The 14,756-nt window shown below is 48.6% G+C and carries 9 protein-coding genes; all 9 read left to right on the top strand.

Annotated features, from left to right (window positions below; all coding sequences use genetic code 11):
• The first annotated feature begins 28 nt into the window (after positions 1–28).
• Entirely contained in the window at positions 29–4,609 is a 4,581-nt protein-coding gene (gene gltB / locus H615_RS0119825; protein WP_027956762.1) for a glutamate synthase large subunit, read from the top strand.
• A 19-nt stretch (positions 4,610–4,628) separates the two neighbouring features.
• The gene (locus H615_RS0119820) at positions 4,629–6,116 is read left to right on the top strand and encodes a glutamate synthase subunit beta (RefSeq protein WP_027956761.1); all 1,488 of its coding nucleotides are present in this window, start codon (positions 4,629–4,631) and stop codon (positions 6,114–6,116) included.
• A gap of 178 nt (positions 6,117–6,294) precedes the next feature.
• Positions 6,295–8,331 carry a catalase gene (locus H615_RS0119815; RefSeq protein ID WP_027956760.1) on the top strand — a complete coding sequence of 679 codons (2,037 nt, stop codon included), beginning with the start codon at positions 6,295–6,297 and terminating at the stop codon, positions 8,329–8,331.
• Between the two features lie 339 nt (positions 8,332–8,670).
• A complete protein-coding gene (locus H615_RS0119805; protein WP_027956759.1) occupies positions 8,671–10,023 on the top strand; it encodes a dipeptidase in 1,353 nt (450 codons plus the stop codon).
• A 393-nt stretch (positions 10,024–10,416) separates the two neighbouring features.
• Positions 10,417–10,575 carry a hypothetical protein gene (locus tag H615_RS22460; protein ID WP_156896539.1) on the top strand — a complete coding sequence of 53 codons (159 nt, stop codon included), beginning with the start codon at positions 10,417–10,419 and terminating at the stop codon, positions 10,573–10,575.
• Positions 10,576–10,747: 172 nt separating this feature from the next.
• On the top strand, positions 10,748–11,935 hold the full coding sequence (locus H615_RS0119790; protein ID WP_027956758.1) for a carboxylate--amine ligase: 1,188 nt from the start codon (positions 10,748–10,750) through the stop codon (positions 11,933–11,935).
• A gap of 118 nt (positions 11,936–12,053) precedes the next feature.
• Positions 12,054–13,601, top strand: coding sequence for a Mur ligase family protein (locus H615_RS0119785; RefSeq protein WP_027956757.1), 1,548 nt, complete (start codon positions 12,054–12,056; stop codon positions 13,599–13,601).
• A 45-nt stretch (positions 13,602–13,646) separates the two neighbouring features.
• Complete coding sequence (gene cuyB / locus H615_RS0119780) at positions 13,647–14,357, top strand: cysteate racemase (RefSeq protein ID WP_027956756.1); 711 nt, start codon at positions 13,647–13,649, stop codon at positions 14,355–14,357.
• 56 nt (positions 14,358–14,413) lie between these two features.
• Positions 14,414–14,701: a hypothetical protein gene (locus H615_RS0119775; RefSeq protein WP_027956755.1), complete on the top strand. Its 288-nt coding sequence runs from the start codon at positions 14,414–14,416 to the stop codon at positions 14,699–14,701.
• The last annotated feature ends 55 nt before the right edge of the window (positions 14,702–14,756 follow it).

Raw genomic sequence — 14,756 nt, 5'->3', positions numbered from 1 at the left:
AAGAATAAGTCCGCTAGGGGGAAAGATAATGCAAAAACACGGATATCCTGTTCCGCAGGGGCTGTATCATCCGGAAAATGAGCATGAAGCTTGTGGTATCGGAGTTATTGCCAACATCGATGGGACAAAGAGTCATAGTATTGTAGAAAATGCCATCACGATCTTATGTAATCTGGAGCACCGGGGCGGTCAGTCCGCGGATGTCAGTACAGGGGATGGTGCCGGTATTTTAACCCAGATTCCTCATAAATTCTTTGAAAAACAATGTGAGAAAGAAGATATATACCTTCCGGAGGCTGGGAAATACGGGATCGGTATGGTGTTCTTCCCGGAAGACCATGCGTTAAGAGTCGACTGCATGCAGCGTTTTCAACGTATCGTTGAGGAAGAGGGACAGCAGTTCCTTGGCTGGCGTACTGTACCCGTCAACGACTCCTTCGTAGGGAAAGATGCGAAAAAGACGAAACCATTCATTCGTCAGGCTTTTGTAGCTCCTTCTGAAAATATCCAGACACAGATGGATCTGGAACGTCGTTTATACATTATCCGCAAACGTGCGGAAAGCGAAATTGCTTCCATGGACCAGTATGATGACTTTTATATCAGCAGCCTGTCTTCCAATACGATTGTCTATAAAGGTATGCTGATTCCGGAACAGCTGGACTCCTTCTATATTGATTTGAACCACCCTGACTTTAAGACCGCCCTCGCTTTAGTGCACTCTCGATTCAGTACGAACACCTTCCCGAGTTGGAAACGATCACATCCAAACCGCTATACCATCCATAACGGAGAGTTTAATACCCTCCGCGGAAATGTGAACTGGATGAGAGCGAGGCAGGAGCTTTGCGAGTCTGAATACTTCAGCAAAGAAGATCTGGATAAGCTTCTGCCGGTCATTGATGCCAACGGAAGTGATTCATCCATGTTTGATAATGCGTTTGAGTTCCTTTACTTATCCGGTCGTTCTCTGGCGCACACCGCTATGATGATGGTCCCTGAGCCGTGGTCCAATGATGAGACGATTCAGGAAGATAAGAAGAGTTTTTATGAATATCACAGCACGCTGATGGAGCCATGGGACGGTCCGGCAGCCCTTGCCTATACGAACGGGAAGCAGATTGGTGCCTGTCTGGACCGTAATGGTCTGCGCCCTGCCCGTTACTATGTAACGAAGGACGGTATGATCGTGCTTGGGTCTGAAGTTGGTGCGCTTGATATTTTCGCTGATGATATTTTGTACAAAGATCGTCTGCACCCTGGCAAAATGCTGCTTGTCGATCTCGAAGAAGGAAAAATCATTCCGGATGAAGAGATCAAGCTTCAGATTGCCCGTGAGCATCCGTACCAGGAATGGATTGATGATCATAAATTCGATTTGGAAGACCTGCCTGAGCCAGCCACAGAACACCGCCCTATCGGCAATTTGATCGATCAGCAGCTCGCTTTCGGATACACGACTGAGGAATTGAATAAGATTCTCATGCCGATGGTGACAGATAAAAAAGATCCAGTCGGTTCGATGGGGTATGATTCCCCGCTGGCTGTCCTTTCCAAGAAACCTCAGCTGCTTTACAGCTATTTCAAACAGCTGTTTGCCCAGGTGACCAACCCGCCGATCGATGCGATTCGTGAAAAGCTTATTACGATGGTGGAAACGACCATTGGTGCTGAGGGGAACCTGGTGGATCCAAAACCGGACAGCTGCCGTCAGATCCGTCTGAAAACACCGATACTGACGAATACAGAACTTGAACAGCTTCGCCAGCAGACGGTGGAAGGATTCAAACCGGTCACACTGTCGATGTTATTTAAAGCGGAAGAAAATGAAATGAAAGCTTCGCTCGACCGTTTATTTGAAGAAGCCGATCATGCCGTGGAAAACGGAGCGACACTGATCATCCTTTCTGACCGCGGTGTGAATGATGAGTACGCTGCGATACCGACGCTGCTTGCTGTTTCAGGTCTCCACCACCATCTGATCCGCGAAGGGACGAGAACAAAAGTCAGTCTGCTTGTGGAATCAGGGGAAGCGCGTGAAGTTCATCATTTTGCAACACTTCTAGGCTACGGGGCAGAAGGGATCAACCCTTACCTTGCCTATGAATCTCTGCGTGACCTTCTTGAAAATGGTCAGATTGAAGACGTATCCCATAACGAAGCTGTACAGACGTACATTAAAGCGGCGACAGACGGCATTATTAAAGTCCTCTCCAAAATGGGGATTTCAACTATCCAAAGTTACCGGGGGGCTCAGATTTTTGAAGCGGTCGGTATTCATATGGATGTGATCGATCAATACTTTACCCGGACGGCTTCCCGTCTCGGCGGAATCGGTCTGGACATCATTGAAAAAGAAGTATTGATGCGTCATGAAACAGCCTTCAGTGAAGGCCGTGGCGGAAACCGTACGCTTGATGCGGGTGATGATTATCAATACCGCAGAAATGGTGAGGATCATCAGTACAATCCGCAGACGATCGCGACACTGCAGCACGCCTGCCGTGCCAATGATTATGATTTGTTCAAGCAGTACTCGAAGATGCTGACGGATGAAAAGCATAACCTGCAGTCTCTTCGTGGACTTTTATCCTTTAAACAGCGTCCGTCCATTCCATTGGATGAAGTGGAGTCCGTGGAGGACATTACCCGACGATTCAAAACAGGCGCCATGTCCTTCGGGTCCATCAGTAAAGAAGCCCACGAGGCTCTCGCTGTGGCGATGAACCGGATCGGCGGCCGGAGCAACTCCGGAGAGGGTGGAGAAGACCCGTCCCGTTTTGAGCCGGATGAAAATGGTGATCTGAAGCGAAGCGCTATTAAACAGGTAGCTTCCGGCCGTTTCGGCGTAAACAGTCACTATTTAGTGAATGCCGATGAAATCCAGATCAAGGTCGCGCAGGGGGCGAAGCCCGGGGAAGGCGGACACCTGCCTGGTAAGAAAGTGTACCCGTGGGTAGCCGAAGTCCGCGGCTCCACCCCAGGCGTTGAATTGATTTCACCGCCTCCGCACCATGATATTTATTCCATCGAGGATCTGGCTGAGCTGATCTACAACTTGAAAAATGCCAATCCAAAGGCTCGTGTCAGCGTGAAGCTTGTATCGGCTGTCGGTGTCGGAACCATTGCTGCCGGTGTAGCAAAAGGCCGTGCCGATCTCGTTCTGATCAGTGGGTATGACGGTGGTACTGGGGCTGCGCCGCGTACAAGCATTAAGCATACCGGTCTTCCGTGGGAAATCGGTCTGGCTGAAACCCACCAGACGCTTGTGCTCGACCGGCTTCGTGACCGCATTGTCGTTGAAACAGACGGTAAGATGATGACCGGCCGTGATGTCGTTGTCGCTTCTCTTCTTGGAGCGGAGGAGTATGGATTTTCCACAGCCCCTCTTGTTGTCCTTGGCTGTGTCATGATGCGTGTCTGCCATTTGAACACATGTCCTGTTGGTGTCGCCACCCAGGATCCTGAACTTCGGAAGAAATTCACGGGCGAAGCCGATCACCTTGAAAACTTTATGCGCTTCATTGCACAGGAAGCGAGGGAGATCATGGCAGAACTCGGTTTCCGTACGATCAATGAAATGATCGGACGTACGGATGTGCTTCAAACAAATGAAGCAATCGATCATTGGAAAGCGAAGGGTGTGGACTTGTCTGCGCTTCTTTACCAGCCGAATGTACCGGACAACTATGGTTTATTTGCTGTGCGTAAGCAGGATCATGGTTTGGATAAAACCCTCGATATGGAAGAACTGCTTCCATTATGTAAAGACGCAATTGAAACGGGTAAACCGATGAAATATACCGGGTCGATCCGGAACATCCACCGGGTGACAGGGACGATTTTAGGCAGTGAGATCACCCGCCGTTACGGCGCAGAAGGTCTGCCTGAAGATACGATCAACCTGACATTCAAAGGTTCAGCAGGTCAGAGTTTCGGAGCTTTCATTCCTAAAGGGATGACACTGCGCCTGATCGGAGATTCCAATGACTATGTTGGTAAAGGACTGTCCGGAGGGAAGATCATCGTCCACCCTTCATCCAAGTCTTCGTTCCGACCAGAAGAAAACACGATTATCGGAAACGTGTCCTTCTATGGAGCGTCTGCCGGAGAAGCTTATATCAACGGTCTTGCCGGGGAACGCTTCTGTGTGCGGAACAGCGGGGCGGATGTCGTCGTCGAAGGTGTCGGGGACCACGCCTGTGAATATATGACGGGTGGAAGGGTCGTCGTCCTTGGTGGTACCGGCCGTAACTTTGCTGCCGGTATGTCAGGAGGCGTCGCCTACGTTCTTGATGAAACAGCCCACCGTTTTGAAACGAAGTGCAACAAGGAGCTTGTGCTCCTGCAGCAATTGCAGGATTCACAGGAAATCCAGGAGCTTTATGACATGATCGACCGTCATGTATCGTATACAAACAGCCCGCTGGGTCAGAAGATCCTTGCAGAGTGGCCGCAGTACGTGAGCAGATTTGTCAAAGTGATTCCAAGAGATTACCTGCACATGCAGGATCGCATCCAGCGCCTGAAAGAGAGCGGACTGGACAAATTTGACGCAGAAATGACAGCTTTTGAAGAGAGAAACAAACCGGTAGAAACCGTCAAATAACAGCGGAGGGGGAGACCTGATGGGAAAGCCAACTGGATTTATGGAATATACACGCCAGGCCATACCTGAGCGTGATCCTGAAGTTCGAACGAAAGACTGGGAAGATTACACGCTTCCCCTTTCAGATGAAGAAGTACAAAAGCAGGGGGCGCGCTGCATGGACTGCGGCGTTCCGACCTGTCATTCCGGTATGGAGATCAATGGCATTACGACTGGATGCCCGGTCTATCACTTGATTCCCGAGTGGAATGATCTCGTCTATCGAGGGAAATGGAAGGAAGCCCTTGAGAAAGAGCATGAAATGAACAATTTCCCGGAGTTTACCGGATTTGCCTGCCCGGCTCCATGTGAAGGCGCCTGTGTGCTTGGCATAAATGAGCCGCCTGTTGCAATCCGTAGTGTAGAGCGCTCGATCATTGAAAAAGGTTTTTCGGAAGGCTGGGTGACTCCTCAGCCGCCGGCCTACCGTACAGGTAAAAAAGTGGCGGTTGTCGGTTCCGGACCGGCCGGTCTTGCTGCAGCTGCGCAGTTGAACAAAGCCGGGCACTGGGTGACGGTATATGAGCGGAACGACCGTGTCGGCGGACTGCTGACCTACGGCATTCCGGAAATGAAGCTTCCGTACTCCGTCGTGGAGCGCCGTGTGAACATTCTGAAGCAGGAAGGCATTCAATTCCTTACCAACACAGAGGTGGGGCGTAACTATCCTGTTTCCCGCTTGAATGAAGAATATGATTCTGTCATTCTATGCGGCGGTGCAACGACACCGAGGAACATCGACGTAAGTGGAAGAAGCCTGAAAGGCGTTCACTATGCCATGGATTTCCTTCACTCCAATACGAAGAGTCTCTTGGATTCGGACCATGAAGACGGCAACTATATTAGTGCCAAGGATAAGAATGTCATCGTGATCGGCGGGGGAGATACAGGGACAGACTGTATGGCCACATCCATGCGCCACGAATGTAAGAGTCTGACCCAATTTGATATCTACGATAAGAAGAGCAGCGTCCGCGATAATGAAACAAACCCGTGGCCGCAGTATCCAATTATCCACCGTATTGAATATGGGCAGAAAGAAGCGGAAGCTGAATTCGGGAAAGATCCGAAGGCCTATGCGGTCATGACGAAGAAATTCGTTGGTGATGAGAATAACCGCATCAAGGAAGTGCATACCATTGATGTCGCACTTTCCTATGATGAAAAAGGGAACAAAGTTCGTACAGAAATTCCAGGAACGGAAAAAGTGTGGAAAGCGGACCTTGTCCTGCTTGCGATTGGATTCAGTGGGCCGGAGCAGGATCTCATTGAGAAGCTGGGCATAGAAACGACCGTCCGTTCCAATGTAGCTGCACAATATGGCAAATACACGACCAATGTAGATGGCGTGTTTGCTGCGGGCGACATGCGACGCGGACAGAGCTTGATTGTGTGGGCAATCAATGAAGGTCGTGAAGCAGCCCGTGAATGTGATCGTTACTTGATGGGTACGACACAGCTGCCTTAACGATAACCAGAGGGTGGACAACAATGTCCGCCCTCTTTTTTATGGCATGCCTGATTCATTGTTTTTGTTTTCTAAAAATAATAATAATGTCGTTTAACTTGTCGAACCCTCGGGTACTTTTAGATTGTAATGGTTATTTTTTACTCACCATTCTAAACATAATCAGAGGAGGAGCACAATGAGCGACAAGCGTACAAAAAAGGATGAGCAGCTGGATCAGTACAGAGTAGATGATTCTGGTAAACATATGACCACCAACCAGGGAGTGAAAGTATCCGAGGATGAATTCTCCCTCAAAGCTGGTGAACGCGGTCCTACTCTTATGGAGGACTTTCACTTTCGCGAAAAAATGACTCACTTTGACCATGAACGTATCCCTGAGCGTATTGTGCACGCCAGAGGCTTTTCTGCTCATGGAGAATTTCAATTATATAAATCACTTGAAAAATATACGAGTGCTGAATTTTTGACAGATACATCGAAGACAACCCCGACATTTACACGTTTTTCTACCGTGCAGGGGTCCAAGGGCTCTGCTGAAACCGTTCGTGACGCCAGAGGTTTTGCTACAAAATTCTATACACAGGAAGGGAACTTTGATCTTGTTGGAAACAACATTCCTGTTTTCTTCATCCAGGACGCAATCAAATTTCCCGATTTGATTCACGCGGTTAAACCGGAACCACATAATGGTATGCCGCAGGGAGCTTCCGCCCACGATACGTTCTGGGATTTTGTTGCCCATAACCAGGAATCCGCTCATATGGTGATGTGGACAATGTCCGATCGTGCCATTCCACGCAGTCTGCGTATGATGGAAGGTTTCGGTGTACATACCTTCCGCCTTGTGAACAAAGAAGGCGTTGCACACTTTGTGAAGTTCCATTGGAAACCTGTTCTAGGAACGCATTCCCTCGTTTGGGACGAGGCTCAGAAAATCAATGGGAAAGACCCGGATTTCCACCGTGGTGACCTTTGGACCTCTATTGAAAACGGGGATTATCCGGAATATGAACTCGGCATCCAGGTGATTGCGGAAGAAGATGAATATAAGTTTGACTTCGACCTTCTTGATCCGACGAAGCTTTGGCCGGAAGAAGACGTACCTGTCGAAATCGTCGGTAAAATGACGATGAACCGCAACGTCGATAACGTCTTTGCTGAAAACGAACAGGTGGCCTTCCACCCTGGCCATCTTGTACCAGGCATCGACTTTACGAATGACCCGCTGCTACAGGGGCGTCTTCACTCCTATACGGATACGCAGCTGATTCGTCTCGGCGGGCCGAACTTCCACGAACTGCCGATCAACCGTCCGGTTTGTCCGTTCTTTAACAATCAGCGTGACGGCTATGGACGTCAGACGATCAATAAAGGACCTGTGGCTTATCACAAAAATGGTCTGGCTGGTAACACGCCGGCACCCGCAAGCAAAGAAGAAGGCGGCTTTGAGCATTATCAGGAAAAAGTGGACGGCCATAAAGTCCGTGCACGCAGTGAAAGCTTTAAGGATCACTTCTCCCAGGCGACCCTGTTCTGGAACAGCATGAGTGATCATGAAAAGAATCACATCATCAATGCATTCAGCTTTGAACTTGGAAAAGTACAGAGTGAGGATGTGCGTGAGAAAATTGTCGAGATGTTCTCCAACGTAAGTCTTGAGCTCGCCCAGTCCTTTGCGAAAAACATCGGTGTAACCCCTCCGGAATCCGGTGGATCGAACGTGACGAAATCTTCCCCGGCGCTCAGCCAGGCTAATACGGTTCACTCTCCGGCAACGAGAACGGTCGGTGTCATTCTTGCTGACGGTTTTAATGGTCAGGATGTGAGACAGACATTGGAGCAGCTGGAATCACAAGGGATCATGACAGACATTATCAGTAACCGCCAAGGGATGCTGAAAGGTGATGACAATTCAGAACTGAAAGTGGACCATACGTTCCTTACGGTGGATTCCGTTCTTTATGATGCGATTTATGCTGTCGGAGGAGCTGAAGCGGATCAAACGTTCGCCAAGCAGTCCGGTAACTTCCTATCTGAAGCGTTCATGCACTTCAAACCGATCGGAGCCACTCACGAAGGTGTGGAATATGTGCAGCAGAACGATATGGACAAGCAAAGCGGCGTCATTACAGGAGACAATGCAGAGCAGTTCGCCAAACAGTTTGGTGAAGCTGTTGCCGCCCACCGCTTCTGGGATCGCGAAGTCATGTAAGGGAATAAAATGGAGGATGGACCTGTCCGTTCTCAGGCTGCCGGGGAATTTTTCCGGCAGCTTTTTTTTCTTCGTTGTTTCAAAAATACAGGATTAAGGGAATAGTAAAAGAAAATCCAAACACAATGAGGTGATCGCATGATTCGCACGATCCTGATGATTATCGGCTTAATAGTAGTAATCAGCTTTATTATCTCTCTTATATAGGAAGTACGTCCGGACGGTGCATGTCGACATGCACCGTCCGTTTTCTTCTGACTGGATGACAAAGGGAGATAGAGGGACAGCTGTCTGCATCATGTATAATGAAGATATGGTTTGAAAAAGGGAGGTAGTAAAGTGAGAGAAGCTGTGGAACAACATAAGGAACAATTTATCGAAGAACTCAAGCAGTATCTGCGTATACCGAGTATCTCGTCGCTTTCGGAATATAAAGGAGAGGTTCGCCGGGCAGCGGAATGGACCGCCGAAGCTTTGGAAAAAGCCGGGATGGAGCATGTGGAAGTCATCGAAACGAATGGTCATCCACTTGTTTATGGTGACTGGCTTCATGCCCCGGATAAGCCGACAGTGCTGGTGTACGGCCACTATGACGTCCAGCCGGAAGATCCTGTAGACCTATGGGATACACCGCCTTTTGAGCCGGTCATCAAAGACGACAAGATATATGCCCGTGGAGCGACCGACGACAAAGGACAGCTGTTCATTCATATCAAGGCAGCCGAACTTCTGATGAAAGAGCATGGAGCGCTGCCTGTGAACGTGAAGTTTATCATCGAAGGGGAGGAAGAAGTCGCCAGTCCTCATCTAGGTCCGTTCATTGAAGAGAATCAGGAGCGTTTATCCTGTGATTCTGTCGTGATAAGTGATACCTCCTTCAGTGCAGAAGACCAGCCGGCGATCTGCACCTCCCTGCGAGGGGCGCTCGCAATGGAAATGACGGTCCAGACGGCGAACTCCGATCTTCACTCTGGTACATATGGCGGCGGAGTCCCGAATGCGGTCCATTCGCTCGTTTCCCTGTTGGATTCCCTTCATGATTCACAGGGGAGAGTTTCTGTAGAGGGCTTTTATCAAGGCGTTCCGGAACCGACCGAAGAACTCCGCCGGGAAGTCGCTGCCGTTCCTTTTGACGAAGAAGAAACGAAGCGCGGACTCGAAATAGACGATCTTTACGGAGAAGCCGGGTTTTCATTTAAAGAAAGAACAGGAATCCGCCCGACGCTCGAGATCAATGGCATTACAGGTGGTTTCCAGGGCGAGGGACTGAAAACAATTGTTCCAAAGGAAGCGTCCGCCAAAATCAGCTGTCGTCTCGTCGGTGATCAAAATCCGCAGGCGGTTTATGAATCAATAGAACGCCATGTGAAGCAGCATAAGCCTGCCGGGGCCAAAGTCAGTCTGGAGAAATTCATTCAAGCGGACCCTGTCGCCATGGATTCTCAAAACTCCTTTATCCAGGCTGCGGCAGAAGCTTATGAGGATGTCTACAAGGTGCGTCCGCTGTTTCCGAAAGAAGGCGGGTCCATTCCCATCGTGGAAGTTTTTGGCCGTGTTCTTGAGGCTCCTGTCGTATTGATGGGTTTTGGTCTTCCGACAGAGAATCTCCACGCCCCTAATGAACACTTCCATTTGGATAATTTCACAAAAGGGATTGAAACGGCTGCCCAATATCTTCAGAAGTTGTCATGAAACAAAGCTGGCACCCACGCGGGTGTCAGCTTTGTTTTGCAGCGAGATGGAGGATGTGCTGAATGAACGGCTCTTTATCTGCCGTGTAGCGGAAGCGTTCTTCAAAAGAGGTTGGGGAGTTTATCCAGACTTAAGTTCCCCGCTATCCAGAAGTGAATGCAGGAGGTTAATAGGAATTGACAGAAGGTGTGGCGGCAATTCTTTTACCGAAACTGCAGCCGGAAAACCGTGCAGAGAGGACCGCCTTTCCTTTACAGGGAAGGCGGATTTTTTGAAGAATCCATAGAATAATGGAGAAAATAGAAATAAATATTTACAACAGCCGTATATTTGGTATTATATATAAGGATTTGTAGTGATTTGAGGAAATTTAACGAAAAAAGGGGAAAAACGATGGTTACGTCATTCGCGATGTTGTCACTGACCGTCCTGCTTCTGTTCTTAGTGATGTATGCAGCTGATACATGGGTGCGCCGTTTCCGCAAAAGCGGACAGGAAACAGCCGCCGCTCCATCCAATCCATTGGATGTTCAGCCGCCATCTGCCAAATAGATAGAAAGAGTGAAGGCGTCCCGTGTCCGGGCCGCCTTTTCTATGCCGGGAACCGGTTTGCGTTTTGTTCCCCTGTGGATTGTGGTAAAATATATATGTTTACATATCGGAAGATTCACGCCTTAGGTAACGGGTCGTGTATAGTTAATAAAAAGGTAAAAGGGGATATCTCATGACGAATAAAGCGGTCGTTTTAGGTGCGAATTATTATATTGGACTGAGTACAATCCGGTGTCTGGGTATTCATGGTGTCCATGTTGCTGCTGTGGATTATGCGTGGGAAGGGGCTTACGGGCTGGAATCTAAATATTGTTCGGAAGCTCTGATCGGACCTCACTATAAAGAAGATCCGGCTGGACTTGCTGCTTTTCTCGTGGATTATGCTAAGAAACAGGACAGTCCTCCTGTTCTCATTCCGACAGCCGATCCGTACGTGGAGTTCGTCGATGAACATCTGCCGGAATTAGGGGAACATTTCCTTATTCCTCAAAAGGAACAGGGGTTATATACTAAGATAATGGACAAAGGAACGCTTCATACCCTGGCTTCTGAACATGGGGTGGCGGTTCCTGAAACTGTCAATGTCGATGAAGAGAATTTCGTAGAGCGGGTGGAAAAGGACATTCAGTATCCGTGCCTTGTCAAACCGGTGGATTCACCGGCATTTGTGGCCAAGTTCCGAAGAAAGCTCTTCACCGTACACAATCAGGAAGAACTGCTTGAGAAAGTCAACGAGGCGAAAGCGGCAGATATCGAAGTGATTGTACAGCGCATCATTCCTGGTTTTGACGACCATATGTACACATTTGATGCTTATCTGGATCAGGATTCGAAAGTGACGCACTGGGTGACCTGCCAGAAGCTTCGGCAGTTTCCTGTGAACTATGGGGCTTCTGTCTACACACAGCAGAAATATGTCCCGGAATTGTACGAGCTTGGAACGAAATTCCTCGAAGGGATCCAGTACAAAGGATTTGCCGAAATCGAGTTTAAAAAAGATGCCGAAACAGGGCAGTATTATTTGATTGAAATCAATGTGAGAATTACAAACTTAAACCACCTGCTGCAGAAGACAGGAATCAATATTCCTTATATCACCTACCGGGAGCTTACAGGCCGTCCACTTGAGCCGAAAGCTGTACGTGAGGATAAAAACATCGTATTCTGGTATGCCTATGAGGATCTTCTTGCCGTAAGGGAATATATCAAAACGGGTCAGCTTTCCCCGAAAAGTGTGATGAAATCCTATTTCAGACCGAAAGCCCATGCGATCTGGGACCCGAAAGACCCGAAGCCGGCCTTTGCTTTTGGAAAGAAGCTGGCCCGCCTCGTCGCTGGACGTGTAACAAAAAAAGCGTAGAACAACAGGAAATAGATACCGGAGGACAGCGGGAAAAGTTCTGCGGTGTACGAAGCATATAAACGGATCATAATCGAAATGGAAACCAGTCAAAAATGAGCAGGGAAGGTAGATAACAATGGCTATGCTTAATCAGTTATTATCATCGATTGAAGTGTTGGAAGCCTGGAATGATAAAGACATACATGTCCAGGGACTTGCCTACAATTCTAAAAACGTAAACGAAGGAGACGTCTTCGTCTGCATTAAAGGCTTTAAGACGGATGGGCACCGGTACGTGAAAGATGCGGTGCAGAGTGGTGCAGCCGCAATAGTTGTAGAAGATTACCAGGACGGATGGGGAGACCTTCCTCAATACCGCGTCGCGGACAGCCGTCAGGCTCTGGCTGCGTTAAGCGATGCCTACTACAACCACCCTTCCCAGTCTATGAAGACCATCGGGATTACAGCTACGAATGGTAAGACGTCCACTTCCTTTATGACTGATGCCATTTTGGAAGAGCACGGCTTGAAAACAGGATTGATCGGGACCGTGGTCGTGAAATACGGCGACTATTCCGAACCGACCAAGCTGACGACACCTGAATCACTGGACCTGCACAGATACTTTGCAGAAATGAGAAACCAGGATGTTTCCCACGTAACGATGGAGGTTTCATCCTCCGCCCTTGATTTAAGCCGGGTGGGCAGTGTCGATTTTGATATCGTCTCATTGAACAACATCAGTAGAGAACATATTGATCTTCACGGATCTTTTGAGGAATACTTTAACAGTAAAGCCAGCTTGATCCGGAACGCTTCTGAAGGGAACTGGGCAGTCCTGAACCTGGATGATTCCTATTCGGCATCCTTAGTTGAGGAAACGAAAGCCAATGTCCTTACATTTAGTGTGGAAACTGCCGATGGGGATCTCGTTTGTAAGAATCTTGACTTGTCCACGGGACGAGCTAAGTTCACGGTGGAAATCCGCCGGCCGTTTTCTGCCGGGAATACCGATTACGCTCCACAGGAATTCGATATAGAATTGTCCACGCCGGGCTATCATTCTGTTTACAATTCTATGGTGGCCATCGCAGCGGCGCTTCTGAATGAGGTACCGATTCCGACCATCCAGTCCGGTATCAAAGGCTTTGGCGGTGTGGAGCGCCGTTTTGAAATGGTCTTTGAAGATGACTTCAAAATGCTTGATGATCACTTCGCCAACTATGGAAATATTAACGTAACACTGAGTACGCTGCAGCAGATGGACTACTCAGACTTGAAACTTGTTTATGCTATCCGCGGCAGTCGCGGGGTCACAGTGAACAAAGAAAACGCGAAAGCTATTGCTGAATGGGCTCCGCGTCTTGGCTTGACAGAAATTATTGCTACGGTGAGTCATTCTCATGTGACTGAAAAAGATGTTGTGACGGACGAAGAGGTCCGTGTATTCCAAGAAGCGATGGATGAAGCCGGCATTAAAGTCCATCTTTATAGAGAGCTTGATGACGCTGTGAACCATGCTTTATCTGAAGTGCAGGAAAATGATGTGCTGCTGCTGGCGGGATGTCAGGGCATGGACCCAGGCGCGAAGATTGCTTTAGAACAGTTAAGTACAAAAAGACCAGACATCGACGAAGATCAGCTGTTCAAACCGTTGAAAAACCGGGTGGCCGGTGTTCTGTAAATGGCTTCTCAGCCACGTATCGGGTCTTTTGTAAGGAGGCAGACGATGAACGACAAAATTATCGGCATACTCGGGGGTATGGGACCTGAGGCAACGGCTGAATATTATATGAAGATTATCCGCGCTACACAGGCCGAAAAGGATCAGGATCATTACCGTGTGATTATTGACAGCAACGCCAAAATCCCGGACCGTACTGCGGCCATTTCCGGCCGCGGGGAAAACCCTGTCCCGCAAATGATCGATGCCGCTAAGAACCTGGAAAAAGTGAATGTGGATGTGGCTTGTATTCCATGCATGACAGCCCATTATTTCATCGACGACGTTCAAAAAGCCGTATCCTTTCCACTTATGAACGCTTTTGAAGAGTTGAAAAAATATATCGAGGATCATTATCCCGGCGTTCGGAAAATCGGTGTGCTTGCAACGTCCGGCACACTGCAGACCGGATTGTTCAAAAAACACCTTGGTCACCTTGATGTTATTGAACCCCGCCCGGTGACACAGACCGAGAAAGTGATGGAATCCATCTATGGAAGCAATGGCATTAAAAGCGGCAACACGGATGCAGAACCGCTTTCCCTTTTAAAAGCTGCTGCTGAGGAACTGCTCGATCAGGGCGCAGAAGTGATCATTTCCGGATGCACAGAAATCGGTCTGGTTCTAAAACCATACCATCTTCCAGTGCCGCTGCTTGATCCTATGGAAGTCGTAGCCCATGCCGTAGTAAAAGAATCTGTATTCCAGAAGTCATGAACTTTCCCGTTTCGTCTTATATATAACTAAGACGATTTACTCGAGGGGGAAAGGCATTGGCAAAAAAAGCGTTTGAGCGCTTCTTGGTCGAGTCATTTCAAGAAGGTATCTTCTTCAGGGAACTCCGCTTGTCTGAAAAAGAGGTGACCCGTCTCAAGAAACTCTACCCTTCCGCTGAGATTAAACAGACGAGCCCGGTGGATGCCGTGCTCCGAAAATCATGGTACGAAGTAAACCTGGATCCGGACGCCCGGACGAGGAAGTCGTACGATTGCGTTGTATGGGAAAACCTCCAGCTCAAGAGGGAAATTGAAAAATTAAAGAACCATCACCTGAAAAAATAAGCTGTCTTTCTACCAGGACAGCTTATTTTTTTATGCATAGACAGGGTCTGAAGGC

Origin of the sequence: Halobacillus kuroshimensis DSM 18393, assembly GCF_000425705.1 — a bacterium.
Classification (GTDB): domain Bacteria; phylum Bacillota; class Bacilli; order Bacillales; family Halobacillaceae; genus Halobacillus; species Halobacillus kuroshimensis.
Note: the sequence above shows the minus strand (reverse complement) of the source record. Positions and strands in the feature narration are given on the sequence as shown.

What these genes read in the sequence shown, in the direction of transcription:
- H615_RS0119820 (WP_027956761.1), top strand. Translation starts at nt 4,629, where the DNA reads ATGGGAAAGCCAACTGGATTTATGGAATATACACGCCAGGCCATACCT.
- H615_RS0119815 (WP_027956760.1), top strand. Translation starts at nt 6,295, where the DNA reads ATGAGCGACAAGCGTACAAAAAAGGATGAGCAGCTGGATCAGTACAGA.
- H615_RS0119790 (WP_027956758.1), top strand. Translation starts at nt 10,748, where the DNA reads ATGACGAATAAAGCGGTCGTTTTAGGTGCGAATTATTATATTGGACTG.
- H615_RS22460 (WP_156896539.1), top strand. Translation starts at nt 10,417, where the DNA reads ATGGTTACGTCATTCGCGATGTTGTCACTGACCGTCCTGCTTCTGTTC.
- cuyB (WP_027956756.1), top strand. Translation starts at nt 13,647, where the DNA reads ATGAACGACAAAATTATCGGCATACTCGGGGGTATGGGACCTGAGGCA.
- H615_RS0119785 (WP_027956757.1), top strand. Translation starts at nt 12,054, where the DNA reads ATGGCTATGCTTAATCAGTTATTATCATCGATTGAAGTGTTGGAAGCC.
- gltB (WP_027956762.1), top strand. Translation starts at nt 29, where the DNA reads ATGCAAAAACACGGATATCCTGTTCCGCAGGGGCTGTATCATCCGGAA.